Source organism: Candidatus Saccharimonadia bacterium, assembly GCA_035544015.1.
Lineage (GTDB): Bacteria > Patescibacteriota > Saccharimonadia > UBA4664 > UBA4664 > UBA5169.
In genome coordinates this window covers 326945-351658 of record DATKIP010000093.1, presented here as the reverse complement: position 1 = coordinate 351658, position 24714 = coordinate 326945, and the positions used below count along the sequence as shown (strand labels likewise).

The window sequence follows — 24714 nt, the reverse complement described above, 5'->3', positions numbered from 1 at the left end:
AGAATACTACCCCTTTGTATGCATAGGCGAATTTATACCATATATGAGATTGGTCTGATACCATATATGAGCTAAAAACACCGAGCCTATCGGGAAGGCGTAAGCCACGTAAAATGTTCGGAGTTAGAGCCATTGCCAAGTTCGTGCAATCCAATTGGTTAGTATGACAGTAGAGCCGAAGCGATCATCCGAGCCGAGTACCACCGTGATGATTTCATGACCCTTAATACGAGTAAGGCCGACGAAGCATTCGCCGGCGGCTAGCGTGTACCCCGTCTTTATACCATAAAACCCACCAGAATCCAAGAGTTCGTTGGTGGAAGCGGCGGTGTAGGTGCGGCCTTGGCGGCTCGCGATGGTCATGTTGGGGTTGTTGATGATGCTGACGATGGTGGGGTTGTGCAGAGCTAAGCCGGCCATTTTGGCGAGCGCCGCGGCGGAGGCGTAGTTGCCGGAGTCTTGGAGGCCACTGGCGCTGGCGAAATGGGTGTCGCTGATCCCCCATTCGGCCATTTTGGCGTTCATGCGGGTGGTGAATTTGGCTACGGAGCCGGCGTCCCAGATGGCCATGGCGTCGGCGGCGTCGTTGGCCGAGGGCACCAGGGCGGCTTCGAGGATTTGCTGGAGCGTGAAGGTGTCGCCGGAAACAAGGCCAATAGTTTCGGCTTCGGGGGGATAATCGGGTAGTTTGGGGAGAGTGATGGTCTCGGTGGGATCATGGCGCGAGAGAATCACGAGAGCGGTAATGAGCTTGGTGACGCTAGCGATGGGCCGGTGGGCGCCGCTATTCTGGGCGTACAGGACGGTGGCGGTGTCGCGGTCAATGGCAAAGGCCGAGGCGACGCCCAGATGGGGCTCGGCGCCGGCGGGACCGCGAACCGGCAGGGGCACGAGCGGCGCCGGGGGCGGTGTGATGGGCAGTGTCGCTGGCGCCGTGACACCGGAGGCCTTGGCGGCAAGGTGGGCACGGCTGGGGGCGGAGAGGTGGCTCCAGAGCCCGGTGGCCTGTAGGGCTAGCATGAGGGCGAGAGTGATGGATTTCATGGGTGTGGTTCCTCGAAGTGATCGGCATGATCGGTCTTGATCCATTTTCCCGGAGGGAGGTCGTGTAGGTCAAATGGCCCGAGTTTGGTGCGGTGGAGCCGCTCGACCGTGTAGCCGAGGGCCCCGAAGGTGCGGCGGAGTTGGCGATTGCGGCCTTCACTGAGCGAGACGGTGACGTGCCGGCCGCGGTGGTTGAGGATTTTGACTCGGCTGAGACCGTCGCCGAGCATGACGCCGCGTTCGAGAGCAGCGGCGTCGGGGGCGGCGAGGGGTCGGGCGAGTTTGAGTTCATAGTGCTTGGATTTGCCGGCGCCGGGATGGGTGAGTTGCTGGATGTAGGCGCCGTCATCGGTGAGTATGATGAGTCCGCTGGAGTCGCGGTCGAGCCGGCCGGCGATGCGCAGGTGATGGTGGGTGGCGGGGAGTAGGTCGTAGAGGGTGGGACCTGAGCCCTGGCGAACGCGGCTGGATACGTATCCGGCGGGTTTATTGAGCATGATGTAGGTGTGATTGGCGGGGAGTGTGAGCGGGGTGCCGTCGAGCGTAACGGTGTCGGCGAGGGCTATGGGCTGTCCCAAGCCGGCGGCCTCCCCGTTTACGAGTACGCGTCCGGCGGCGATGGCGGTATCGGCGGCGCGGCGCGAGAGACCAGAGCCGGCGGCCACAAACTGGTTAACTCTCACGCGGCCGGCTCTTCGGCGGGAAGTGGCGGGAGGTCGGTGGTGCTGGTGAGACCAAAATGCTGCAGGAAGGTGTGGCTGACGGCGTAGAGCTGCGGCCGGCCTGGCTCGGGGCTGCGGCCGGCTTCGGCTACGAGGCCGCGCGCTACGAGGTTGCGCAGCATGCTTTCGGAGGCCACGCCGCGGATGTGCTCGATGTGGGATTTGGTGATGGGTCCGCGGTAGGCGACGATTGCCAGGGTTTCGAGTGCCGGCCGGGTGAGGTCTTGGCGCTGCGTGTCATCGAGAAACGCCTGGATGACTGGTGCGGCTTCGGGGGCGGTGACGAGGCGGAAGGTGTCGCCGGAATGAGCCAGCCGGATGCCGCCCGTAAGCCGGCCTTTGAGGCTTTCCAGCGCGCCGGGGATGGCGTCGGTGTCGGCGCCAGTTATGGTGGCGAGCTGGGCCATCGTGAGGGGCTCATGGGTGCTAAAAAGCACGGCTTCGATGAGCGCATCAAGGTTGAGGTTACTCATGAGCGACCTTTGCAGAGGCGGCTTCGACGCGGATGGGATCGAATTGGCCGGCCTGGATGACGTAGGCGGCGCCGTTGCGAATGAGCTCCAGGAGGGCGAGAAACGTGACGACGACTTCGAGCCGGTCGCGGCAGCCTTCGATGATAGTATGAAGATCGAAGCCGGCGGGCAGTTTTCGGTGGAGCTTGGCCGTGACGGTTTCGAGGCTCAAGTGGGGTTGGAGTGCGGTGTGGCGGGGTACGGCCGGGGCGAATTTGAGCGCCCGGCTAAAGGCTTCGGCGAGTTGATCGAGGCTGAGTGCTGGCAGCGGCTGATCGGCGCCGGACCGGCGGGGGCTGGCCGGCCGCTGCCAGGTGCGCTGTGAGCCGCGTGAGGCCAGGAGTTTGGCGGCGGCTTGGAAGCGGCGGTATTCATCGAGCTCCAAGCTTAGTTGTTGGAGCTCGCGGGTTTGTTCGTCGGAATCTGTTTGCGGAAGGAGGGCCAGGCTCTTGATGTAGAGCAGGCGGGCGCCGAGTTGGAGGAATTCACTGAGTTCTTCGGGACCGACATTGGCTAATTGGTGGACGTGTTCGAGATAATTGGTAGTGATGCGTCCGACTGAGATGCGCGAGACTTCGAGTTGGTTGCGCTCGACCAGATCGAGTAGCACGCCGAGCGGTCCCTCAAATTCGCCAACTGCAACCGTATGGCTCATGGACGCTCCTTACTTGGCGGCGCCGAGAATTTCTCTTACCGAATTAACTACATCTTCGAGGGTCACCTGAGATTTGATCAGGTATTTGTTGGCGCCCAGGGCTTCGCCGCGCTGGCGGTCGGTTTCTTGGCTGAGGGCGGTCATCATGATGACTTTGGTGTCTTTGGTTTCGGGGGTGGAGCGAATGATGTCGAGAACGTCAAAGCCGGATATTTTGGGCATCATGACGTCGAGCACGATGAGGTCGGGCCGTTCGCGCACCGAGGTAGCGAGAGCTTCTTCGCCGTCGGAGGCTGTGATCACCTCATATGACTCGGCCGCAAACCGGGCCGAATATATCTCACGAAGGTTGACATCATCTTCGACTAACAGGATTTTTGCCATTGTATCTAGTCTAGACTATTCGTCTTATGCTTGGCAAGGGGGTTGGTCCAATCGGGATCAACGTATTCGCCGATTGCTGGTTGAGCTGGCGGGATGCGCGGCTGGGGCTGGTATGGCGGCGGGTGCGGCAATGGAATCAACGCCCGGGGTGGTGACTCCGGGCGTGGTGGCGGTGGCCGCCAGCTTAATTTTGGTGATTTCAGCGTCGGTGAGCCGTGGCAGGGTGAAGCGGAACGTGCTCCCCTCCCCTACCTTGGATTCTACCCAGATGCGGCCGTTGAAGAGCTCAATGACGCGGCGGCAGAGATAGAGACCGAGGCCGGTGCCGCCGATGGTGCGGGTGGCAGAGTTGTCGATGCGGTAAAATTTTTGGAACAGGTGGCCGATGTCTTCGGGGGCGATGCCGACGCCGGTGTCGCTGATTCCCACCGTGGCCTCTTTTTCGTTGCCTTCGAGGGTGACCTTGATGCCGCCCTCGGTAGTGAATTTGCCGGCGTTGTCGATGAGGTTCATGAGTACTTCGCGCAGGCGCTCGGGGTTGGCGGCTACGTAGTAGAGCGGGGCAATGGCTTTGCCGGATTGGCCGCCGATTTGGTATACCAGGGTGAGGTTTTTCTTTTGGATGGTAAATTGCATGTCGTCGACGGTGCTTTGGACGAGCTCGCCAAGGTTGATGGCGTCGATGTGGCCGCCGAGCTGGCCTTCCTCGGCCTTGGTGACGCTGAGCAGGTCGCGGAAGAGCTCGCCGAGATGCTGGATGGTGTCGTGGGCTTTGCCGAGGTATTTTTTGGCACGGTCATCGACGGTGGCTACATTAGCGTTCATGGCGAGCGAAATGTAGCCTTCGATAGCGGCTACGGGGGTGCGCATTTCGTGGCTGGCGGTGCTCACAAACTCGTCTTTTTGGCGTTCGACTTCTTTTTCTTTGCTGATGTCGCGGAAGAGGGCGATGGCGCCGCTGGGCGCGCCATGGTCGTCGAAGAGCGGTGAAATCGAGAGGCTGAGTTGAATTTTGTGCCCGCTGCGCGTGGTGGTGGTGAGATTGTCGTGGACGATTTCGGCTTGTTTGCGCCAAGCTTCGTTGAACGGGTCGTTGAGGTCGTTGAGGGGTTGATCGTCGGTGGTGCGCAGCTGCAATACCAGATTGTAGTCGATGTTTTGGGCGCTGGATTCGTCCCAGCCGGACAGGTTTTGGGCGGCTTTGTTGAAGACTTGGATGCGGCGTAGGCTGTCGACTACCATTACGCCCTCACCAATGCTCGAAACGATGGCGTCGGCTTTGATTTGCTCGGTGCTGAGCTGGCCGGAGAGCTTGGCGATTTTGCTGGTGGCGACGGCGGCGTTGCGGGTGCGGATGTGCACCCATTGCGCGAGGCCGGCGGCGGCGAGCGTGAGGCCAAATTCGATGAGGTGGTCGGTGAGGTACTGGGAGTGGAGCCCGCCGTGGAAAATTTCGTAGGCGTAGTACCCTACCGTGAGGCTGCCGACCAAAATGATCTCGACGACGCCAAAGATTCCGGCTACCACGATGGCTAGAATCCAGAAGGCGTAAAACGGTGAGTCGAGCCCGCCGGTGGAGGTAATGACGAGTACGAGATTCATGCCGGTGATGATGCTCAGTGCCAGCGTGGATAGGGCGAGTTTGCTGAATTTGAAAATTTGGTGCAACGTGCCGAAATAAACGGCGGCAAACGCGCCCAAAATGGCGGCGGTAAGCGAAAGGGTGGTGTCGGTGAGGAGGTTGGGCACGAGGCCGTAGAGCCCAAACACAATCACGGCTATACCGGCTCCGAGGGCGGCTTGGAGTCGGGCGAGGATGGTTAGGCTGCGGGTTCGCTGGTCGGTCATGGGTTCATACGCGCATCAACACACAATTATGCTTGTGGTTAATTATGCCCGCTCGGGGCCGGGCTCGCAAGCGCAGGGGGTGGGTGTGCGCTGGGTGGGGCTGGGGCTCGTCCCGGGGGTTGCGTCTGTTCCCTATTATCAACGGAATCCGAGGATTTTATGTATTTGTAAGCAGGATCCATCTCCGTTTTCCTCGGATTCCGTTGATAATATGTACTGGGAGCGTCCGAGTGTCGAGACTCTGCTCGGCCGGTGTCGAGGTGGACAAAACGCTTGTTTCCTGCTATATTCATACGGTCTTTTATGTGGTCCCGTCGTCTAGCGGCCTAGGATGCCTCCCTCTCACGGAGGAGATCAGGGGTTCGAATCCCCTCGGGACTACCAAGGTATTATTTTGGCTCAAAAATAAAAACAACCCATGGCTTGTGGGTTGTTTTTTGAATAAGGGCGGTGCTCCCGGGTCGGCGGGTGGGCCGACCCGGGGTGCCTGTTGCGGTTAGACGTCGCGGAAGTACTCCTGCTCTCTTTCGATCCCGCGTGCCGGATGGGCCAGTATGAGGGCAGGAGTGGAGTCAGCCGAGCCTCATCGCTCGTTTAGCAGTTCCACCAGAGGGACCTCCCAATCAAAGCAGGTGGGACGGTAGGTCAGGCGGTATAATGTTGATTTACAATTGGGGTCTAGGTAGACAAAATGCTTCAGCACGATAACCGTGTCTTCTATGAACGAGCCGACGGTACCATCGGAATCATCAACCCCGCCGGTCATGAGTTTGCGATCGAGCCGGAGCAGAATGTCTACGAGTAATTTGGCTGCCTGTGGGCTTATGGGCAGTTTTGACACAATGTCCGACAGTCGATAGCAACCCTCTTGTAGCGATCCTTGATAGGCGAACCAAGTTCGAGATGGTCCTGAATAGGCTTTGATATGGCGCATTGCAGCGGTGACGGCTTGTTTGGTTTGGGCTAAATCCTCTTCCGATAACTCCCCTATTTTGCCGCTGGGAGTCGGGGCGCTTACCGGTGTTATTTCGGGCTTTTCGAGCGGTTGTCCATTTTTTGCGGCCATGATAGCAACTGCCACAAGATGCTTGCATAATGTATCTTTGCGGCCGAGGTAGCATTCGCAGCTGCCGTGATCGAAGTGTTTCGCCGAAACGACCACGCGATAGGGCTGCGTGCCAAGAACGGTGGCGCGAAAACCGTCGGCGAGGGCGGTGAAATCAACTATTTTGGATTGCTCATAAAGCTCCACGGCTCGCTGAAATGTTGGCGGATCGGTGGCGTATTTGATCTTTTCTATATCATAGGTGGGCATGGTTTGCTCCTATCTATCTACTGTATTGAACCAATGTTAACGGCTTTGTTCATTAACGAGTAACGCCCTGCCAAGATGACGGGGCGTTAATCGCTCCAGCCCTGGCAGGGCATGAGGTTGCGGGTACTCAGGGATTGCTGAGATGCTGGATGGCGCCCTTGAGGATGCGCTTGACTTCGGCGAGCGACCGATTGGGCTGAGCGGCCCACTCGCCTATATGCGCCAGGGCGGTGCTGTCGACACAGTCCGTGTCGATATCGGGGTGGAGCTTCGCGTAGGCGGCGACGATCGCCGTGGTGGCGTCTTGTAGTGGGCACGTGTGGCGCCATCCCACTTGCTGGTAGCCCACTTCGGTCAGCGCGGTGGCAAGCGCGGCGGTCAGCTTGGCCGGGTTTCCTTGGAGGTGCAGGTACTCCTGCGTCTTGCGAACGATCGTGATAGCCTCGTCGCGCTGGACGGCGAGCGCCGGCGGTCGCTGGCCGATGCTGCTCATGAAGCTGTCGGTGGCGGCTTGCCGAAGGAGTCTGAGGTGGTGCCCCGGGACTTCTGCTCGATGCCAGACCAGATAGTGGAGCGTTAGGGAGGGCAAGATGTGGCCGTACAGCCCCGGATCCTGCACATAGTATTCGAACTCAGGTGCGGTGACTCCGCAAGCGCAGGTTTGCTCAGCGGCGGTGGCGCCCGGCTTGAACTCGTGGTAGCCTGCTTCGGCAATCACGAGACCGGCGGTGGCAGTGCCTAGGACATGGACGAGGTAGTGGGTGAGCAGGTCGAGGGCCGGCTCGCCTGACAGCGGCTGGGTCGGCGTGATGTTGAGCAGGCGACGAGGACCGTCGCTCCCGATGTACATGGTGTACCACCTAGTGAGTGGGGGCGTGCAACCGATTTAATACTTTACTATAATTTCATAGGTTCATCAATAATCGGCTCGGTTAGGTTAGCTCACTGAAGCGGCAATCTGCTCCGCGCGCCGAACGGGCCGGTACGCGGAGCAGTAGTTGAGCCGGCTGGGTCTTAGGGATATTGGCAGTAAGCGTGTCCGTCACCTTCGTTTCCAGATCCGAACTCAGGCAGAGAAATAACGATCGAGACCCTTAGATGTACCTGGTTGTTCTTGGCCTCGGCTTCAATGCTGGCGAACTCCCCGTTGTAAGCGATGTTCGGTACTCCTAGTTGGCGCTTGTGTGACCAGGAGCGGTATTCGCGGCCAGCGTCATGCACGGTCTTCACATCCGATGGCTGGAGTGGGCCCGAATCATGTCCTTCGCCCAGCCGCCACGAAATTGTCAGCTCACCTACCCTGTCCTCGGGTAGGTCATCCGGCGACCAGCGCGCCCGCATCTCGATAGTGCGTGGCGTTGTGGTCGATAGTCTTATTTTCGGGTTGCGATCGCCAGTCGGATGTATGCCAAGAACCATTGCTCCGACTCCAAGTGCTAGCGCGAGGAGAGTTAGAGTACCGCGAACGGCGCCCACTCTTGGCCGCTGGGCCGTACCTGTTCCCACCTTAGCCCCTTTGGCTCGTCTACGTAGCTTACCGGACGGTAAGCATGTATGGCAGTTTACTTATCTGAGGCTTGTGTTTCAAGGGACGGGTTGTATGCGTTCTTGGATTAATGGGGCCGGAAAAAGTCGGAGTTGGCCAGGCCGGAGGGGAAGAAGACGAGCACGACAATGAGGAGAATGATGGCCAGGGCAAAGCGGTAGGCGTGGATGCGGGCGGACGGATCGGCTTGATGTTGACGCAAGTAGGTTCGTTCGCCGATGAGGGCTTTGTATAGGTAATAAACTACCATGGTGGCTGGTAGGGCGACGATGAGCAGACGGCCGGAAACGAAAGGCAGCGACGGGAAGGTGGCTTGGCCTTCGAGGACGATGGCGAGGGCTTTGGCAGTGAGGGCTAGCTCGATGAGCGGTGTGAGCGCGGGGTGCATGAGGTAGGCGTTGAAGCGGGCTTTAACGGCTCGATGGAGCGTGTAGACGAAGCCGCCGGTGGCAAAAAGGAGCATACAGCCGGTGATGAGCGACAATATCGCGTCGTTACCACTGAGACTCGTGATTGGCGCCATGTCCCAGCGAGTGTATTGAAAGGTGAACAAGCTGAGCAAAATGCCGAGCGGCAGCGCGATGCAGGCGACGGGGGCCCAGAGTTGGCGGGCCGGGACGCCCATGAGGTAGGCGTAAATCACGAAAACCCCCAGTACAAAGACGGCGGTGTTGCCTACCGAGGCGGCACTGAGGCTGAGGAGAAAGTTATTGGCCAGGTCGGTGAAGCTGGTGATCTGGTTTGAGCGGTAGAAGGCGTAGGCGATGAAGAAGAGCGTCACGATGATGAATGTTTGGAGACGCGCGGCTACCTCCATGTCTTTGGGCGGGTCGGGAAATTTGGTGCGGGCCCAGCGGATCCAGTTTCGGACCCAGAAACAAGCGCGTACGGGTAGGAGTAGGCGCCAGATGAGTTTGAGAATGGAGTTTGGGTAGGCGCGGTTCATGGAATTAGTATAGGAGACGCGGTTTTAAAAGGAAGTCCCTCGACCCGAGCCTGAGGCCCTTTTCGCTAAGAGCCGTTTGCTGTAATTTAATTGGTATGGCGGAACTCCCCTTTCATCCCGATCAAGAGCCTAATCTGATGCGTTTTAAGGCCGGAAAGAGCGGCGATCTGGTTCGTGCGAACGCGGAGGAATCAGATGATGAAGCCTTTTTAGCTTACTGGGCTGAGGCTCGACAGCGTCTTATGGAGGCGACGCCTTCGCGCGAAGAAGGCATCGACGTCGCTCGGGTCGCTTCGTATTTTGCGAAGAAGGGCCTGGCAGTTAGGCCTCATATTCTGTTGACGCCCGAAGACGTTCCGGAGTTTCGGCGAGTCTTAGCGGCTAACGGTATTTCTAATAATGTGGCAGAAAAAGATAGTTTTATTGGGGGATATTTGCACGAGGTAGGGTTGACCTTTGTTGTTCGCGATCCTGCGATGGAGGCCGCCAATGGGCCGGGGTTTTCTGAAGCGACTCTGGTTCATGAGAAGTCGCATAGTAGTGGGAAATACTACGACATGGCCCTGCTCAAAACAGAAGATGGTACTGAATTATTCCAACCGCTTCGTCAGGGGCATAATGTGGCCGGCCAAGGCGGTTTTATCGAGGAGGCTTTTGGCGCCGTTGTGGAGATGGATTATATCCAAAATGAGCTGGGTCTCCCCCATGGTTTTTCCGGCATTGATGGTTTCATGGATACGGATTTAGGCCAAATTCCAGGTAAGTACATTGCCAAAGCGCCTAATGGGGCCATTGCTTATGGTTCGAGCGCTCTGGCGGGATATGGGTTTGAATTGCTCAACGCCAAAGACCCCGAGATAATCCCCGCCTTGTATCGGGCCCGCAATAACGTCGATGGGTTGCGTGAGGTGGCTTATCGCATCGAGAGGGTTTCACCAGGGCTTTATCGGAATTTGAGAGACCTTTCTTACGAGGATACGGGTGACGATTTTAAGCGTGGGCTTGATTTGATTCGGCGTGCGAGTGGTGGGGATTCTGAATAAGCGGCAAATGTAGCCGAGTTAGGGATTTTTTAATATTTTCCATGTATAGCGGGGGTTGTGGTGCTCTTAATTCTTGTGCTTATCTCTAATAATTATTGATTTTTGGATGAGAAAGTTTTCGTTTCTGTGAGTGGCTGAATCCCTCGGGCAAGCCCATTATGGTCGAGTCGTTGAGCTCACGATGTTTTAGGGGATGACACAATTAAAAGGAGTGTTTATGAAATTCACGCTTAAAAGGAAGCTGGTGGCGGGTGTTGGCCTGGCCGGCCTGTTGGTGCTCGGAGGCGGGCCGGTGCTGGCGGAAACGCAGGCGCAGAGTGCGCAAGATGGGTTTAAGAAGTTGGACGCAGCGGCGGTGGCGGCGGCCAATCCGGACTGTCGGTTCTTCTCGGCTACGAATGCGGCGGTTCAGCGCCGGGCGTATACGAATAACACGCCGACTGCTTACACCACGACGGATTGGGTGAATTTGCAGTGTGGTTCGTTTACGGTAACGGTGCCGCGCGGTAAGTCGGCGTTGGCGGTAGTGAAGGTGGACGGCGAGGTGACGTGTACCAACTCGGCGGCGGCGAACAATCAGTGGTGCGAGGGTCGGGTGCTGATTAATGGGGCCGAGGGCCAGCCAAGCGCGCCCGAGCCTGACTCGTTTGCGTGGTCCAACAGCCAGGTGGATCCGAACGCCTGGGAAAGCAACGCTTTCACGCGTACGGCTTACTTGCGCTGCTCGCCCAACACTCGGGAGGCTGTGTGTACCTACTTTGTGAGGGCTCAAGTGAAGAATCACGCCAGTGGTCTTAACTTCCGGCTTGACGACACGACGGTAGATGCTAACCTGACCTACTTCTAGCTCCCGTATCTTTCGTTCAAAACGCCCGTGCTTTTGTTAAGCCGGGCGTTTTGCTGCTATAGTGCCGGCTCGTCTTTGGGTTCGGCTTGGCCGAGCTGAGTACCAGCATGAGTCCGCCGGCGAGTGACTTAGATATGTTTTGGCAAGGCTTGTTGGGTTCGGGAGTGCCTGAGGATGATTTCGTAGAGGACAAGGCATAATTCCGGGTCGAGGTGGGCGTCTATGGCGAGGGTTCGCAGGCGCTCCTGGAGGGCTGTTTCGCGGTCGGCATCGAGTATGGGCAGGTGATGGATTTGTTTGTACTCCCCCACCTGCTTTGTGACAGCGAAGCGTTGGCCAAGCAGGGCGATAATCTGGCGGTCGAGGGCGTCGATTTGGGTGCGGTATGCTTCCATGGGGTGTGGTTAGAGTCTCCCCAAGGCTGCGGCGAGATCAATGCCGGGGCCCAGCACTGGTGCCCACAGGTCGCCAACGGCTTCGAGGCGCTTGGTGGTGGTGTGGATGGTGTGGTCGGTGGGCTGGAGGCCGGGCTTAACCTCGTCCCAGCGCAGGGGTGTAGAGACGGGTGCGCCGGGTCGGGGCCGAACCGAGTAGGGAGCGGCCAGCGTTTGGCCGTGGCGGTTTTGGAGGTAATCGAGGTAGACTTTGTGCTGGCGTTTGGCTGGGTTGCGCTCGACGCTGGTGAGTTTGGGTACTTGTGCGTTTACGAGCCGTGCGATGATGTGCGCGAAATCTTTGACCTGTTCATAGGGGTACTTTGCGCCCATGGGAATGTAGATGTGAATGCCGGTGGCGCCGGAAGTTTTGGGATAGCAGGGAATTTTGGCTTTATCAAGCACAGATTTTACGGCTCTAGCGGTTTCGATGACGGCTTCGAAGCCGATGTCCTCGGGGTCGAGGTCGATGACGCACCAGTCGGGGTTGTCGAGGTGCTTCAAACGCGAATTCCAGGGGTTGAGGTCGATGCAGCCGAGGTTGGCCATGTAGATGAGCGTGGCCTCATTTTGGCACAGTAAATAATTGATATCTTTGTTGGCGGATTCGGAATGAATCAGGGTGGTTTTGGCCCAGGCGGGGTGGTCTTCGAGGTCTTTTTGGTAAAAGCTGTCGCCGTGGATGCCGTGCGGGAAGCGGTTGAGCGACTCGGGGCGGTCTGTGAGGTAGGGCAATATGGTGGGGGCGATCGCGCGGTAGTATTCAATGAGCTGACCTTTGGTGATGCCGTCCTCGGGCCAATACAGTTTGTCGCGATGGGTGATGGGGACGGTGTGTCCGTTGAGCTTGAGTGTGGTTTCGTTGGTCACGGTGGGTTCCTCGTTGATGGCTTGTTCTCTGTGCACCTCGGCGGCGGGCTTGTCTTCGCGCAGGCCTCCAAAAATGGGGTGGCGCATGGAGCCGTCTTCGGTCCATTCAGTAAATTCAACTTCGGCAACGAGTTTGGGGCGCACCCAGGTGGCGGGTTCGTTGGTTTGGGGCGCCGGGTCGATGGGGCACTGGGTGGTGACGAGCGGCTGGAGCTGTTCGTGGAGGCTCTGCAGCGATGCGTCGGTGAAGCCCGAGCCGGTGTGGCCGGCGTAGACGAGCCGCTGGTGGTCGTAGATGCCGAGCACCAGCGCGCCAAAATGGTGGCGGCCAGCGCGCGGGGCGGTATAGCCCACGATGACGGCTTCTTGGCGGTGTTTGGTTTTGAGCTTGAGCCAATCGCGGCTGCGGTGGCCGAAGCGGTAGAGGCTGTCGGCGCGTTTGGCGATTATGCCTTCCATCCCCTGCTCTTTGATGTGCGCCAGCATCGCCGTGCCTTGCTCGGCAATATGGTCGCTGTAGCGCAGATGCGGGCCCGGGGGCAGTATTCGGCGCAGCAGGGCTTTGCGGCTTGCCAAAGGTAAATTTGTGAGGTCGTGTCCGGCGAGGTGGAGCAGGTCAAAGGCGTAATAAAGGAGCCGGCCCTGGCCCGTGCGCAGGTAATTTTGGAGCGCCTGGAAGCTGGAGCGGCCGTCTGGGTCGACCACAGTGATTTCACCGTCGATGAGCGCCGGGACGCGTAGGTGGTGCAATTCGTCGGCGATGATTTTGAAGCGCTGGGTATAATCCTGGCCGCCGCGCGTGTGCAGCGTGACGCCGCCGGCTCCCAGCTCGGCCATAATGCGGTAGCCGTCCCATTTGATCTCGTAGATCCAAGCGGGGTCGTCGAATGGATGCTCGGCGAGGGTGGCGAGCATGGGCTCGAAGGTGTTTGGCAGGGGCGCTTTGGGCGCCGTGGTTAGTTCGCCAAGGTGGAGTTTGGTGATGGGTTTGCCGGCGGCGGTCTCTTCGATAGTGCGGTTTGTGACGACTGAGCGGTTTTGGGCCGTGATGTCGCTGGCGGAGACAAATTTGTCTTTGTGGGCCTTGACGATTAGCCAGGCGTTTTCATCGGCGTTGCCGTGCATTTTGATGAGCGCGAATTCGCCGTTTAGTTTTTGGCCGTGCAGGATGAAGGTGAGGTGCTCTTTGTGGACGCCGGCTCGGGCAAGTTTGTCGTCGGCGTCGCGGTCGCCGGTGGCAAAGAGCGGCTCATAGGTGCCCTCGTCCCAGACGATGACGGGACCGGCGCCGTAGTTGCCCTCGGGAATGACGCCCTCGAAGGTGCGGTAGTCGTAGGGATGGTCTTCGGTCATCATGGCGAGGCGCTTGTCTTGGGGGTTGAGTGATGGTCCTTTGGGGACGGCCCAAGATTTGAGCACGCCGCCCATTTCGAGCCGAAAATCGTAATGCAGGGCGGTGGCGTGGTGTTTTTGGACTACAAATCGTAGCGGTCCCTCCCCTGATCCCCCGGTGGGCTCGGGGGTTTGGTCGAATTTGCGCTTGGCGTGGTAATCCTTGAGGGGCATGCCGGGTGGCTCCTGGCTTAGGCGGCGCGGGCGCGGAGCTTCATGATGTCGCGCGAGTGCTGACCGGCGAGCTTGTCGAGGTCGGTCATATGGTGCTTGATATAGCGGACGTCTTTTTTGACGTCCTTGAGGTCGGTTTCGAGATGGTCGAATCGCGCATCTATTCCGTCGAGTCGGGAGTCCATTCCGTCGAGTCTGGCGTCCACGCCGTCAAATCTGGCGTCTATACCATCGAGTCTGGCATCCACACCGTCGAACCTGGCGTCGATTCCATCGAACCTAGTATAGATGGCAAGGAAATCTTGCTGGATGGCGGCTATGTCGGATTCGTATGATTGTTCAAACTGCTTGAATCGTGTGTCGATTGATTCATCGATAATAGTTTGAATCTCTGGTAACAGAGAGGTTCGAATGTCTTGGAGGGTGAAATCTACTGTGGGCATGGTGAGTATCCTTGATTATCAGTATAACGGTTGTGCCAAGGTATTATACCGAACTAAAACCGAAAGTAAATCTTATTTTTTGGCCTCTTCGAGGCTGGCTTTGAGTGCGGCCATGAGGTCTTTGACGGGTGCGGTGTCGGCAGCTTTAATCTTGGGAGCAGGTTGGTGTTTGACCTTGGCTTCGATGCGCTCCTCGAGCTCTTCGGTGTAGGTGTCGTGGAAGTCTTCGGCGATGAAGGGCTTGGTGAGCTGGTCGATGAGCGTGCCGGCCATTTTGAGCTCGGCGGGTCCCGCGAGGTCCTTTGGCGGCAGCTTGAGGCCGCCGGGGGTACGCAGGTCGGTGGGGAAACGCATTTGATTAAGCACCAGCATCTTCCCGACTGGTTTGATGGCGGCTAGATGTTCGCGTTGGCGAAGCACGAAGCGGGCCACGGCGATTTTGCCGGCTTGGGCGAGCGATTCGCGCAGGAGGGCGTAGGCTTTTTCGCCGCCCTTGGAGGGCTCGAGGTAGTAGGGGCGCTCGAGATAGCGGACGTCGATTTGAGCTTCGCTGGTGAATTCTTCGATATCGACGGTGGCGGTTTTTTCACCCTCGGCGGCGCTGAAATCCTCATCGCTGAGCACTACAAACCGGCCATCATCATATTCGTAGGCTTTGACGATGTCTTCGTACGGAACCTCGATATTTTCTTTGGTGCAGAATTTGGCGTAGCGGATGGGGGCTTCATCTTGTTTGTGGAGCATGCGTAGGTCGATGCCGTCGCGGGACTCGGCGGCCGAGTATAATTTGACGGGAATATTGATGAGTCCAAATGAGATAGAGCCGGTCCAGATGGCGCGCATGGCTTGGTCCTTGTTGTTGGATACAGCTTAGCGAAAATGGGGCGGCGATGCATTAGGGATATCGCACAAGGCATCAAAAAGCAGTGAGCCCCGGCACGAGAGTCCGGGGGCTCTCCTGCCGGGGCCTTAAGTGGTGGGCCTACGAGCCCGCCACGAGGGATTGCCACCATGGTTGCGGGCTGAGTTCATCCATGAGGCTGGTTACTTTGGCAACCTCGGGTTCTGGGCCCAGGTATTGGGCCGCGGTTTGGAGGGAACTGAAGATGCCGTGCTGGAGGGTCTCGGCGCTGTCCTGGCCGAGCTCGAGCAAGGCTAGATAGCACTCTGCCAGGCGGAGACTCAAGAGGCCTTGGACGCGGGGATCACTGGGGTCGGATGCGTGCTCGGCTTCGGTGTAGGGTCTGATGGCGGATTCGTACCAGACGGCGGGATCGTCGGTGGCTCCCGCGAAGGCTGCATGGAACTTTCCACGTGCCTGGTGGTATTCGGCTGTCCGGTCTTCGAGTGCGGCGTCGAGCTCGGGCTGGACATCGTCCCAGCCTCTGCTGCTGGCCGCGTAGTCGGCGTACATGAGCTGGATCAGGTATTCGACGGGTTCGCCGGCTTCGCGGTACATGAGTGCCTGAGCGATGATGCGACCGGTGCGGGCGCGGTTGGTCTCATGGGCGTCTGGGGCCTCCACCCGAGGGTCCGAAGCTTCGAAATACCTCCTCCAGGCTTCGTGGATAGTGGCCGTCCGTCCGGTCCTGATGGCGGCTACGGTTTGTTCGCGGACGTGCCGCAGGGTTTCGTCTTCCTCGAAGCCGAGGATGCGGGGCAAGTCTTCGATGGGCTTGAGGGCGGTTGGAGCTGGATCCATTCGGTCCGTCCTTGGTGGGTTTGAGAGCGGGGGTTCTCCCGCGGAGGTTATTATACGCGGGCGAGGTCGCTAACTCCATTTTTGGTGGATTTTTCGGTTTAAAGTGGTTATGCTTGGGTTATGTCAGGTACCAAGAAGCCGGTTGTCAAGTCTGGGCCCAACCTCGTCAAACAAAGCGCCAAATTTGGGTTGGTGGGTATTTCGAATACGCTCATCGACTACACCCTCTACCTGGCGGTGACGAAATTACTCAATGTGCCGCTCGACCGGGTGTTTATGGTGAAGTTTTTCTCCGGCAGCGTGGCGATGATTAATAGTTTTTATTGGAACCGGCGGTGGGTGTTTCGCAGTAAAGCGGGGATCGGTAAGTCGGGGGTGCGCTTTTTGACCGCGACGCTGGTGTCGATTTGGGCGATTCAGCCGGGCCTGGTGTTTGTGTTTTCGGCAACGGCGGCGGGGCTGACATTTAGCAGTTTTTGGTTTGACGCTGCTCGGGCGCTCGGGCTGGTGGGCTTAGTGCCCGGTGTGCTCACGCGGGAATTTGTGATCAAGACGGTAGCGTTTGGTATGGGCGTGGTGGGCAGCGCGATCTGGAATTTTACGCTCTATAAGTTGTGGGCGTTTCGCGAGGATTGAGCTAGTCGGCTGCAGGCGGCGCAGAGGCCGGTAATTTCGAGCTGGTGAGCTTGCACGGTAAGCCCGAGGGCTTGGGAAGCGGCATGAATGGCTTGTTCGAGTTCGGGATTGTCGAAATCGGTGACGGCGCCGCACTGGCTGCACCAAAAGTGATGGTGGTGTTCGCCGAAGTCGTCGCTGAGTTCTAGCAGGCGGTGCCTGCCCATGCCGATTTCGCGTACGAAGCCCAGCCGCGTAAAGAGCGCAATGGTGCGATAGACGGTTACGCTGTCGACGCCGTCGCCGGCGGCGCGGTCGGCGAGCTTGCGCATGGGCAGCGGGCTGTGCCGCGCGAGCAGGCGAAAGATGGTGAGCCGGGGGGTGGTGACGCGCTCGCCGGCGCTTTTGAGGTGGGCCAGGAAGGCGGCGTCGGGGGCTGGTTGTTGGTTCATAGCCTAGATGTTATTGCATATGCAATTATTTTGCAACAGATACCGGTTTTCGCTATGCTGAGCGCATGAATAAAAAATCTGTCTATGTAATTTTGGTAGCGGTAGTAGTGGGCGGCGTGCTTTTGGCGGCGCTGGCGGTGCGTGATCGTAGTGGGGTGACGGGTTCGGGGAAACTCAAGGTGGTGGCGGCGGAAAATTTTTGGGGTGATATTGCGCGGCAAATTGGTGGTTCGCAGGTGGTTGTAACTTCGATTATTTCTGACCCGCAGGCTGATCCACATTTGTACGAATCGAGTGCGCAGAATGCGGCGGTGGTGGGCTCGGCCGATGTGGTGATCGTCAATGGCGTGGGGTACGACGACTTCATGGATAAACTGGTGGCGGGCTCGCGCAACGACCACCGAGTGGTGGTGAAGGCGGCCGCGGTGACCAATACGGCGGAGGGAGCTAATCCGCATTTGTGGTACGACACCGCGAAAGTTGAGGTGGTAGCGCAGGCGATTGAGCAGGCATTGGCGGGGCGAGACGATGCACATCGGAGTGTCTATGAGACGAATCTGGCGGCGTTTATGATTAGTCTGCGGTCGCTGCACGATGAGGTTGGTCGGATTAAGGCGGATTATGCGGGGGTTGGGGTGGCCTATACTGAGCCGGTTCCGGCGTATTTGCTGCTCAGTGCCGGTCTGAGCGTTAAAACGCCGGCTGGGTTTTCGCAGGCGATTGAAGAAGGCAATGATCCGAGCCCGGCTGACACGGCGGGGATGGAGTCGCTCATTACCGGCCATGCCATTAAGGTGCTGCTTTACAACTCGCAAGCTACGAGCCCGGTAACCGAACGGGTGAAGGCTTTGGCTCAAAAGAATGGGGTGTCGGTGATTGGCGTGACCGAAACATTGCCGGCGGGCAAGGATTTTCAGACCTGGCAACTTGATCAGGCAAAGGCATTGTATACTGGACTCAGTGGCAACTAATCCTTCTAATTCCTCGGCAATTCGGCTATCTGGCGCAACGCTTACTCTGGGCGGACGGCGGTTGTGGGGGGGGCTCGACTTGCAAGTGGAGCCGGGTGAATTTGTGGCGGTGCTGGGTCCTAACGGCACGGGCAAGACTAGCTTGCTCAAGGTGTTGCTGGGTCTGGTGCCGCTCACGAAGGGACGCGTAGAGGTGGCCGGCGAGATGCCGGTACGGAGCCGGGGGTTGTGCGGGTATGTGCCGCAGCAACGCAGTTTTGACGCGGATTTGCCGGTACGGGGGCGTGACATTGTGCGGTTTGGGCTCGATGGCGGCCGGTTTGGCTGGAGGCGGAGTGCGCGCGAGGATGAGCTGGTGAACCGGGCTCTAGCCGAGGTGGGCGCTGAGCATTTTGCGGATGGGCCGATGGGGCGGCTTTCTGGTGGCGAGCAGCAGCGATTGCGGATTGCGCAGGCGCTCGTTGGCGATCCGCAGGTGCTGCTGTGCGACGAGCCGCTGTTGTCGCTGGACCTGTCGCATCAGCAGGCAGTGACGGCGCTGATTGATCGACGGCGGCGCGAGGCGAATACGGCGGTGCTGTTTGTGACGCACGAGATCAACCCGATTTTGGCGTCGGTGGACCGGGTGTTGTATTTGGTGAACGGCCGCTGGGCCATCGGGACGCCTAAGGAGGTGCTGACGACCGAGCGGCTGACGGAGCTTTATGGCGCGCCAGTGGATGTGGTGAACGTGCGGGGTCGCTTGGTGGTGGTGGCGGGCAGCGAGACGGGAGGGCATCATGATTGATTACTTGATGCAGCCATTTGCCCAGCATGCCTTGCTGGCGGCGTCGCTCGTGGCGGTGATTTGCGGCTTGATTGGCCCGTTTGTGATCACGCGCGGGATGGCGTTTGCGGTGCATGGCACGAGCGAGCTGGCGTTTACGGGTGCGGCGGCGGGGTTGCTGCTGGGCGTGAGCCCCTTGGCCGGGGCGCTGGCGGGATCGCTGGTGGTGGCGGGGGTGATCGGTACGCTGGGGGTGCGTGAGCGCGAGCGCGATTCGGCGATTGGGGTGGTGCTGGCGTTTGGTTTGGGCTTGGGGGTGCTATTTTTGAGCTTTTATCATGGTTTTGCCACCCAAGCTACCAATATTTTGTTTGGCGATATTTTTGGGGTGAGCGGGGTGCAACTGGCGACACTGGTGGCGATTAGTGTGGGGGTAATGCTCGCGATGAGCTGGTTGTACCGGCCGTTGTTGTTTGCGTCGGTGGATCCGGAGGTGGCGGCGGCGCGGGGGGTGCCGGTGGCGGCGCTCGGATTGGGTTTTTTGTTTGTGCTGGCGATCACGGTAACGGCGGCGGCGCAGGTGGTGGGTACGCTGCTGGTGCTGAGCCTGGCGATTGCACCGGCGGCCGCGGCGAGTCGGCTGAGTGCGCGGCCGGCGGTGGTGACGGCATTGTCGGTGGCGTTTGCGGTGACGGCGGCGGCCGGCGGAGTGTTGGCGAGTTTGGCGGTGGGCACGGTGAAGCCGAGCGTGTTTGTGACGAGCATTAGCTTTGTGATTTATGTGTTGAGCCGCGTGCTCGGGCGCCGATGATAGGCGTGAGCGACGAGGCGTTTTACGCCTTGGTACAAGAGGCGGTGACGGCGATTCCGGAGCGGTTTGCGAAGCATTTGAACAATGTGGCGTTTATGGTGGCCGACGAGCCGACGCGCGAGCAGCTGGGGGTGAATCTGCGGCTGCATCGGCGCGGGATGACGCTTTTGGGCTTGTATGAAGGCATTCCCCTCCCCCGTCGCGGCGACGGCTATAGTGGCGTGCTGCCGGATGTGATTACGGTGTTTCGCGGGCCGCATCTGGCGATGGCGCATGATGTGGAGGGATTGCGGCGGGATGTGCGACAGACGGTGTGGCACGAGGTGGCGCACTATTTTGGGCTGGATCATGGGCAGATTCGAGCATTGGAGGAGTAGGACGTGGTGGGCATTTTGGGTGCGGGTGTGTGCACTATTCCATTTTCGGAATAGTAGCTCAGGCATAGTTGGATTATGCTTTTATAAAGCCAAAATATTTTAATATTGTGCGACTGTTCCAGAAAGTGGAATAGTCGCATGATGGGGTGAATCGGAAAGATTAGTTCGAGCGTGTTCGTCCCGGTTACGCCTCGGGTTGCACATACTCCTGCCACGATGTGATCGGTATTTCGCTGAGCTTGATTTCGCCGAGTGCGCGTAGGAGCACCACGCCAATTTCGGCGTTGGTGACGAGCGGGATGTGATTGTCGATGGCTAGCCGGCGGATTTCGGCGGCGTCGGTGTCGTCATTGGTGCTCGAGGGTACGTTGACCATGAGGTTGAGGTCGTGGGCGGCGATGGCGGTTTGGGCGGTGGGGGCTTTGCGCTCGCGGAGTTTGTAGAGCGGCGTGGAGGCGATGCCGTGGGCGGCGAGATAGTCGTGGGTACCGAGGGTGGAAAAAATCGTCCACCCGGCTGCGACGACGCCGGCAGCAGCTTCGACGATTTTGGGTTTTTGATCGTCGGGTACGCTGATGTAGATGTGTTTGCCGATGAGCGGTTGGTCGGTGGAGAGCCACGAAGCGTAGAAGGCTTCCAGCAGGTTGCGGCCGATGCTGGCGACTTCGCCGGTGGAGGCCATTTCGACGCCGGCCACGGGATCGGCGCCTTTGAGACGGTTGTAGGAAAATTGAGGGCTTTTGACGCCGACGTAATCGAGCTCGAGGGTTTCGTAGTGCTCGGGTTTGTATGTGCCCAACATGACTTGGGTGGCAATCGTGATGAAATTGTGGCCGGTGACCTTGCTGACGAACGGGAAGCTGCGGCTGGCGCGAACATTGGTTTCGATGACTTTGAGGTCATTGTCCTTGGCGATAAATTGGATGTTGAAGGGGCCGGTGACGTCGAGCTCGCTGATGATGCGCGCGGTGATTTTTTTGGCGCGGCGGATGGTTTCGAGGTAGAGCCGCTGGGGCGGCAGTACTACGGTGGCGTCGCCGGAGTGAACGCCGGCGTTTTCGATGTGCTCGGAGATGGCGGAGATGACGATGGTGCCGTGGTCGGCTACGCCGTCGATTTCGAGTTCTTTGGCGCCTTCGATGAAGCGCGAGATGACCACGGGGTGGTCGGGCGAGAGCTTGGTGGCGCGGGCGAGGTAGCCGGCGAGCTCTTCGGGGGTGGTAACCACGCTCATGGCGCCGCCCGAGAGCACGTACGAGGGCCGGATGAGCACGGGGTAACCGACCTTGCGGGCAAAGGCTTGGGCCTTGGCCAGGGTGGTGACTTCGTCCCATTCGGGTTGGTCGATGCCGAGGCGTCCGAGCATGCTCGAGAAATGGCGGCGGTTTTCGGCCTGGTCGATGGAGGCGGCGGGGGTGCCGAGGATGGTGTAGCCGGCGTCCGCCAGCGGTACGGCGAGGTTATTGGCGATTTGGCCGCCGACGGAGATCACGAAGTTGGCGGGGGCTTCGAAGTCGGCGATGTCGCGCAGGCGTTCGAGCGTGAGTTCCTCGAAGTAGAGGCGGTCCGAGCGGTTGAAGTCGGTGGAGACGGTTTCGGGGTTGGAGTTGACGATGATGGTGCGGCGGCCACTGCGGCGGAGCGTGGCGGCGACGCCCACGGCGCACCAGTCGAATTCGACGGAGGAGCCGATGCAGTACGGGCCCGAGCCGAGCACGATGGCGGGGCGGGCGCCGATGGGATCGACGTCGTTTTGATCGCCGTGGTAGGTGGTGTAGAGGTAATTGGTGGTGGCATCGAACTCGCCGGCAAGGGTGTCGATTTGCTTGATGACGGGCTTGATGCCGGAGGCGAGCCGGCGGGCGCGAATGGTGTCTTCGGTGGTGCTGGTGAGACCGGCGATGGTAATGTCGGCGAAGCCGTTTTGCTTGGCGCGGCGCATGAGCTCGGGGGTGAGTCTGGAGCTCGTGAGCTGGTGCTCGATATCGGCGATGCGCACGAGTTGACTGAGGAACCAGGGATCGATGCCGGTGCGTTTGTGGGCGTCGGCGACGGTGCCGGATTGTTTGAGGTAGTCGTAGAGGGCGTAGAGCCGGTGGTCGGTGGCTTGGCCGATTTCGGCTTCGGGATGGGCAAAATCGTACGGATGGTCGCTCAGGCCGGAGGCGCCGGTGTTGGTCATGCGCACGGCTTTTTGGAGGGCTTCGGTAAACGATCGGCCCAGCGCCATGACTTCGCCCACGCTTTTCATTTCGGAGCCGATGCTGCGGTCGGAGGAGCCGAGTTTGGTGAGGTCCCAGCGGGGCATTTTGACAGCCAGGTAATCGAGGGCGGGTTCGAAGAAGGCGCTGGTGGAGCCGGTGGCGGCATTTTTTAATTCGGGCAAGGTGTGGCCGAGCATGAGTTTGGCGGCTACGAACGCGAGCGGGTAGCCGGTGGCCTTGGAGGCCAGGGCGCTGGAGCGGCTCAGCCGGGCGTTCACTTCGATGACGCGGTAGTCGCTGGTGGCGGGATCGAGGGCGTATTGGATGTTGCACTCCCCCACTATGCCGAGGTGTTGGATGGTTTTGATGGCGACTTCGCGTAGGCCGTGGTATTCAGCGTTGGTGAGGGTTTGGCTGGGCGCCACCACGATGGATTCGCCGGTGTGAATGCCCATGGGGTCGAAGTTTTCCATGTTGCAAACGGTGATGACGTTGCCGGTGGCGTCGCGCACGACTTCGTATTCAATCTCTTTCCAGCCGCCGAGGAATTCCTCGATGAGGATTTGGCTGGTGGCTTGGAAGACTTCAGTGGCGCGGGAGGCGAGCTCAGCGGCGCTGGCGACGCGGCCGGAGCCGAGGCCGCCGAGGCTAAAACCGGCGCGCATCATCACGGGGTAGCCGATTTCGGCCGCAGCGGCCAGCGCCTCATCCACGGTGTAGACACTGGTGCTGCGAGCGGTGTGGACGTCGATTTCGGCCAGCGCTTGCTTGAATTTCTCGCGGTCTTCGGTGATTTCCACGGCGGTGATGGGGGTGCCGAGGATGCGCACGTTGTGACGGGCGAGCACGCCGCTGTGGTGGAGCGCCAGGCCGAGGTTGAGCGCGGTTTGACCGCCGAAGCTCAGCGCGATGGCTTCGGGGCGCTCGGCTTCGATGATGCGCGTGACGATCTCGGCGGTGAGAGGTTGGAAATAAACGGTGTCGGCCATGTCGCCATCGGTTTGGACCGTGGCGATGTTGGGGTTGATGAGAACGGTTTTGATGCCTTCTTCTTTGAAGGCCATAATGGCCTGGGAGCCGGAATAGTCGAACTCCCCGGCTTGGCCGATTTTGAGCCCGCCAGAGCCGAGAATGAGGACTTTTTTGGGCAATTTGAGTGTCATAGCATCTTCCTAAATTCGTCAAACAGCCAGGCTGTGTCGGTGGGTCCGGGGGCGGCTTCGGGGTGGAATTGGACGGCGAAGAAGGGTTTGTGGCGGTGGGCGATGCCCTCGACCGAATTATCGTTGAGATTGCGGAAGGTGACGCGCCAATCTGCCGGCAGCGAATCCTCGGCGACCGCGTAGCCGTGGTTTTGGCTCGTGATGTAGCCGCGCCCCTCGGGGGTGACGGCCGGTTGGTTGTGGCCGCGGTGGCCGAAGCGGAGTTTGTAGGTGGAGCCACCGGCCGCCAGCGCCATGAGCTGCGCGCCGAGGCAGATGCCGAAGACAGGCTTGGTGCCGGCTAGTGCCCGCCGGAGTATGGCGGTGGCTTCCTGGTAATCGGTGGGATCGCCGGGGCCGTTGGAGATGAAAACGCCGTCGTAGGCGTCGGCGGTGTAGTCGTAGTTGTGCGGCACGCGCTTTACCGTGAGGCCCAGCCCTACCAAGTGGCGGATGATGTTTTCTTTCATGCCGCAGTCCACAGCGATGACGGTTTTAGACTTACCGGGGTTGTAGATGCGGGGGGCTTCAATTGAAACTTTGGCGGGCGCTCGTCCGGCTAGTCGCGGCCGGTCGGCGGTGGTGATGAGGCCGGTCATGGTGCCGCGGGTGCGGAGGTATTTGGTGAGCGCGCGGGTGTCGACGCCGGTGATGAACGGGATGTTTTGTTCGCGCAGCCAGGCGCCGAGCGACTTAAGGCTGCCTACATGGCTCCAGGCCTGTGTGAGCTCGCTCACGACCACCCCGCGCAGATGGATTTTTTGGCTTTCCCAGGTGCCGGCGTCGGGTACGCCGTAATTGCCCAGTAACGGATAAGTAAATGCTAGAATTTGGCCGGAATATGACGGGTCGGTGAGGGTTTCGACATAGCCGGTCATGCCAGTGTTGAAGACGGTTTCGCCGGAGAGGCCGTCGTGGTGCCAGTCGGGGACCTGGCCGGCGAAGCTTTGACCGCCCTCCAAAACCAGCCGACCTGGCTTGGTTACAAAAAAATCGCCCCCATCGGGACGACCGCTTGTGTTGGTAACCTGGTTTGTAGTCTTCGGATTATTCACGCCTCCACCAGATTAGCAAACTGTTTTTGTTCTGACAAGGGCTTGGCGGCGAAAGCGTGGCGGCGATGGCTTTCTACCCACGTAATGGTAGTGTTTGATTTTGACCCACTGAAAGTAAGAAGGGCAGGTTTTTTGTGATAAAGCTAGGCTTTTATGCCATTTTTGAGGTCTTTACAGAAGCATTTTAAGCATAAGCGTATTAACCTTGTTCTTGTGCTTAATCACAAAGCTTACGGCGTAGCGTTGCGTGAATTTTTATGACTTTGCATTATTGCAGAGTTTTTTAATTGCTGTAGGGTTCCGCTTTGTGTGAAGAAGTTGTGTGCGGTGGGTTGCTGTGTGCAGATATGCAGGAGCCTTTCCCCACGTGTTTAATGAGGGAAA

Annotated in this window: 24 protein-coding genes and 1 tRNA gene; 8 read left to right on the top strand and 17 right to left on the bottom strand. The window is 59.1% G+C overall.

Annotated features, from left to right (window positions below; genetic code table 11):
* Positions 1–123: 123 nt before the first annotated feature.
* From VMT30_08315 to VMT30_08290, 6 genes are read right to left on the bottom strand one after another with little or no spacing between them, the layout of a single operon-like run.
* On the bottom strand, positions 124–1044 hold the full coding sequence (locus tag VMT30_08315) for a serine hydrolase (GenBank protein ID HVQ44929.1): 921 nt from the start codon (positions 1042–1044) through the stop codon (positions 124–126).
* Positions 1041–1727, bottom strand: a complete 687-nt coding sequence (locus tag VMT30_08310; protein ID HVQ44928.1) for a pseudouridine synthase — start codon at positions 1725–1727, stop codon at positions 1041–1043. The genes VMT30_08315 and VMT30_08310 overlap by 4 nt, the downstream gene beginning before the upstream one ends.
* Positions 1724–2239: an SMC-Scp complex subunit ScpB gene (scpB, locus tag VMT30_08305; GenBank protein HVQ44927.1), complete on the bottom strand. Its 516-nt coding sequence runs from the start codon at positions 2237–2239 to the stop codon at positions 1724–1726. Before scpB ends, VMT30_08310 begins: the two co-directional genes overlap by 4 nt.
* On the bottom strand, positions 2232–2933 hold the full coding sequence (locus VMT30_08300) for a segregation/condensation protein A (GenBank protein ID HVQ44926.1): 702 nt from the start codon (positions 2931–2933) through the stop codon (positions 2232–2234). Before VMT30_08300 ends, scpB begins: the two co-directional genes overlap by 8 nt.
* A 9-nt stretch (positions 2934–2942) precedes the next feature.
* Positions 2943–3317, bottom strand: coding sequence for a response regulator (locus tag VMT30_08295; protein HVQ44925.1), 375 nt, complete (start codon positions 3315–3317; stop codon positions 2943–2945).
* A 57-nt stretch (positions 3318–3374) separates the two neighbouring features.
* Complete coding sequence (locus VMT30_08290) at positions 3375–5165, bottom strand: ATP-binding protein (GenBank protein HVQ44924.1); 1791 nt, start codon at positions 5163–5165, stop codon at positions 3375–3377.
* Between the two features lie 307 nt (positions 5166–5472).
* Between VMT30_08290 and VMT30_08285 the strand changes: the two genes are divergently transcribed.
* Positions 5473–5549, top strand: a tRNA-Glu gene (locus tag VMT30_08285).
* Between the two features lie 199 nt (positions 5550–5748).
* On the opposite strand, the gene VMT30_08280 is transcribed toward VMT30_08285, so the two are convergent.
* The 3 genes from VMT30_08280 to VMT30_08270 form a co-directional block, all read right to left on the bottom strand.
* Complete coding sequence (locus VMT30_08280; protein HVQ44923.1) at positions 5749–6480, bottom strand: hypothetical protein; 732 nt, start codon at positions 6478–6480, stop codon at positions 5749–5751.
* A 127-nt stretch (positions 6481–6607) separates the two neighbouring features.
* Complete coding sequence (locus VMT30_08275) at positions 6608–7330, bottom strand: hypothetical protein (GenBank protein ID HVQ44922.1); 723 nt, start codon at positions 7328–7330, stop codon at positions 6608–6610.
* Positions 7331–8093: 763 nt separating this feature from the next.
* Positions 8094–8972 (bottom strand): hypothetical protein, encoded by an 879-nt coding sequence (locus tag VMT30_08270; GenBank protein HVQ44921.1) that lies wholly within the window; start codon positions 8970–8972, stop codon positions 8094–8096.
* Between the two features lie 95 nt (positions 8973–9067).
* On the opposite strand from VMT30_08270, the gene VMT30_08265 reads away from it, so the two are divergent.
* Complete coding sequence (locus VMT30_08265) at positions 9068–10015, top strand: hypothetical protein (protein ID HVQ44920.1); 948 nt, start codon at positions 9068–9070, stop codon at positions 10013–10015.
* Positions 10016–10232: 217 nt separating this feature from the next.
* A complete protein-coding gene (locus VMT30_08260) occupies positions 10233–10862 on the top strand; it encodes a hypothetical protein (GenBank protein HVQ44919.1) in 630 nt (209 codons plus the stop codon).
* Positions 10863–10990: 128 nt separating this feature from the next.
* On the opposite strand, the gene VMT30_08255 is transcribed toward VMT30_08260, so the two are convergent.
* The 5 genes from VMT30_08255 to VMT30_08235 form a co-directional block, all read right to left on the bottom strand.
* Entirely contained in the window at positions 10991–11257 is a 267-nt protein-coding gene (locus tag VMT30_08255; GenBank protein HVQ44918.1) for a chorismate mutase, read from the bottom strand.
* 9 nt (positions 11258–11266) lie between these two features.
* Positions 11267–13732 (bottom strand): DNA ligase D, encoded by a 2466-nt coding sequence (gene ligD, locus VMT30_08250; GenBank protein ID HVQ44917.1) that lies wholly within the window; start codon positions 13730–13732, stop codon positions 11267–11269.
* A 17-nt stretch (positions 13733–13749) separates the two neighbouring features.
* A complete protein-coding gene (locus tag VMT30_08245; GenBank protein HVQ44916.1) occupies positions 13750–14175 on the bottom strand; it encodes a hypothetical protein in 426 nt (141 codons plus the stop codon).
* A gap of 72 nt (positions 14176–14247) precedes the next feature.
* A complete protein-coding gene (locus tag VMT30_08240; GenBank protein HVQ44915.1) occupies positions 14248–15018 on the bottom strand; it encodes a Ku protein in 771 nt (256 codons plus the stop codon).
* A gap of 139 nt (positions 15019–15157) precedes the next feature.
* Positions 15158–15877 (bottom strand): hypothetical protein, encoded by a 720-nt coding sequence (locus VMT30_08235; GenBank protein ID HVQ44914.1) that lies wholly within the window; start codon positions 15875–15877, stop codon positions 15158–15160.
* 120 nt (positions 15878–15997) lie between these two features.
* On the opposite strand from VMT30_08235, the gene VMT30_08230 reads away from it, so the two are divergent.
* Entirely contained in the window at positions 15998–16513 is a 516-nt protein-coding gene (locus VMT30_08230; protein HVQ44913.1) for a GtrA family protein, read from the top strand.
* Here VMT30_08230 and VMT30_08225 read toward each other — a convergent pair.
* Positions 16483–16944, bottom strand: coding sequence for a Fur family transcriptional regulator (locus tag VMT30_08225; protein ID HVQ44912.1), 462 nt, complete (start codon positions 16942–16944; stop codon positions 16483–16485). The genes VMT30_08230 and VMT30_08225 overlap by 31 nt on opposite strands.
* A 65-nt stretch (positions 16945–17009) precedes the next feature.
* On the opposite strand from VMT30_08225, the gene VMT30_08220 reads away from it, so the two are divergent.
* From VMT30_08220 to VMT30_08205, 4 genes are read left to right on the top strand one after another with little or no spacing between them, the layout of a single operon-like run.
* Positions 17010–17915, top strand: a complete 906-nt coding sequence (locus VMT30_08220) for a zinc ABC transporter substrate-binding protein (GenBank protein ID HVQ44911.1) — start codon at positions 17010–17012, stop codon at positions 17913–17915.
* Complete coding sequence (locus VMT30_08215) at positions 17905–18702, top strand: metal ABC transporter ATP-binding protein (protein ID HVQ44910.1); 798 nt, start codon at positions 17905–17907, stop codon at positions 18700–18702. Before VMT30_08220 ends, VMT30_08215 begins: the two co-directional genes overlap by 11 nt.
* The gene (locus VMT30_08210) at positions 18695–19492 is read left to right on the top strand and encodes a metal ABC transporter permease (protein ID HVQ44909.1); all 798 of its coding nucleotides are present in this window, start codon (positions 18695–18697) and stop codon (positions 19490–19492) included. The genes VMT30_08215 and VMT30_08210 overlap by 8 nt, the downstream gene beginning before the upstream one ends.
* Positions 19489–19869 (top strand): metallopeptidase family protein, encoded by a 381-nt coding sequence (locus VMT30_08205; GenBank protein HVQ44908.1) that lies wholly within the window; start codon positions 19489–19491, stop codon positions 19867–19869. Before VMT30_08210 ends, VMT30_08205 begins: the two co-directional genes overlap by 4 nt.
* Positions 19870–20053: 184 nt before the next feature.
* Here VMT30_08205 and carB read toward each other — a convergent pair whose 3' ends face one another.
* Both carB and carA read right to left on the bottom strand, forming a co-directional pair.
* Positions 20054–23236, bottom strand: a complete 3183-nt coding sequence (gene carB / locus VMT30_08200) for a carbamoyl-phosphate synthase (glutamine-hydrolyzing) large subunit (protein HVQ44907.1) — start codon at positions 23234–23236, stop codon at positions 20054–20056.
* Positions 23233–24330 carry a glutamine-hydrolyzing carbamoyl-phosphate synthase small subunit gene (gene carA / locus VMT30_08195; GenBank protein HVQ44906.1) on the bottom strand — a complete coding sequence of 366 codons (1098 nt, stop codon included), beginning with the start codon at positions 24328–24330 and terminating at the stop codon, positions 23233–23235. Before carA ends, carB begins: the two co-directional genes overlap by 4 nt.
* Between the last annotated feature and the right edge of the window lie 384 nt (positions 24331–24714).

Bases quoted from the DNA above. Each gene is read 5' to 3' on its own strand.
- VMT30_08205 (HVQ44908.1), top strand. From the start codon at position 19,489: ATGATAGGCGTGAGCGACGAGGCGTTTTACGCCTTGGTACAAGAGGCG.
- VMT30_08275 (HVQ44922.1), bottom strand. From the start codon at position 7,330: ATGTACATCGGGAGCGACGGTCCTCGTCGCCTGCTCAACATCACGCCG.
- VMT30_08265 (HVQ44920.1), top strand. From the start codon at position 9,068: ATGGCGGAACTCCCCTTTCATCCCGATCAAGAGCCTAATCTGATGCGT.
- VMT30_08255 (HVQ44918.1), bottom strand. From the start codon at position 11,257: ATGGAAGCATACCGCACCCAAATCGACGCCCTCGACCGCCAGATTATC.
- VMT30_08295 (HVQ44925.1), bottom strand. From the start codon at position 3,317: ATGGCAAAAATCCTGTTAGTCGAAGATGATGTCAACCTTCGTGAGATA.
- VMT30_08235 (HVQ44914.1), bottom strand. From the start codon at position 15,877: ATGGATCCAGCTCCAACCGCCCTCAAGCCCATCGAAGACTTGCCCCGC.
- VMT30_08240 (HVQ44915.1), bottom strand. From the start codon at position 15,018: ATGCGCGCCATCTGGACCGGCTCTATCTCATTTGGACTCATCAATATT.
- VMT30_08245 (HVQ44916.1), bottom strand. From the start codon at position 14,175: ATGCCCACAGTAGATTTCACCCTCCAAGACATTCGAACCTCTCTGTTA.
- scpB (HVQ44927.1), bottom strand. From the start codon at position 2,239: ATGAGTAACCTCAACCTTGATGCGCTCATCGAAGCCGTGCTTTTTAGC.
- VMT30_08225 (HVQ44912.1), bottom strand. From the start codon at position 16,944: ATGAACCAACAACCAGCCCCCGACGCCGCCTTCCTGGCCCACCTCAAA.
- carB (HVQ44907.1), bottom strand. From the start codon at position 23,236: ATGACACTCAAATTGCCCAAAAAAGTCCTCATTCTCGGCTCTGGCGGG.
- VMT30_08280 (HVQ44923.1), bottom strand. From the start codon at position 6,480: ATGCCCACCTATGATATAGAAAAGATCAAATACGCCACCGATCCGCCA.
- VMT30_08230 (HVQ44913.1), top strand. From the start codon at position 15,998: ATGTCAGGTACCAAGAAGCCGGTTGTCAAGTCTGGGCCCAACCTCGTC.
- VMT30_08290 (HVQ44924.1), bottom strand. From the start codon at position 5,165: ATGACCGACCAGCGAACCCGCAGCCTAACCATCCTCGCCCGACTCCAA.
- VMT30_08270 (HVQ44921.1), bottom strand. From the start codon at position 8,972: ATGAACCGCGCCTACCCAAACTCCATTCTCAAACTCATCTGGCGCCTA.
- VMT30_08210 (HVQ44909.1), top strand. From the start codon at position 18,695: ATGATTGATTACTTGATGCAGCCATTTGCCCAGCATGCCTTGCTGGCG.
- VMT30_08260 (HVQ44919.1), top strand. From the start codon at position 10,233: ATGAAATTCACGCTTAAAAGGAAGCTGGTGGCGGGTGTTGGCCTGGCC.
- VMT30_08220 (HVQ44911.1), top strand. From the start codon at position 17,010: ATGAATAAAAAATCTGTCTATGTAATTTTGGTAGCGGTAGTAGTGGGC.
- VMT30_08300 (HVQ44926.1), bottom strand. From the start codon at position 2,933: ATGAGCCATACGGTTGCAGTTGGCGAATTTGAGGGACCGCTCGGCGTG.
- VMT30_08315 (HVQ44929.1), bottom strand. From the start codon at position 1,044: ATGAAATCCATCACTCTCGCCCTCATGCTAGCCCTACAGGCCACCGGG.
- ligD (HVQ44917.1), bottom strand. From the start codon at position 13,732: ATGCCCCTCAAGGATTACCACGCCAAGCGCAAATTCGACCAAACCCCC.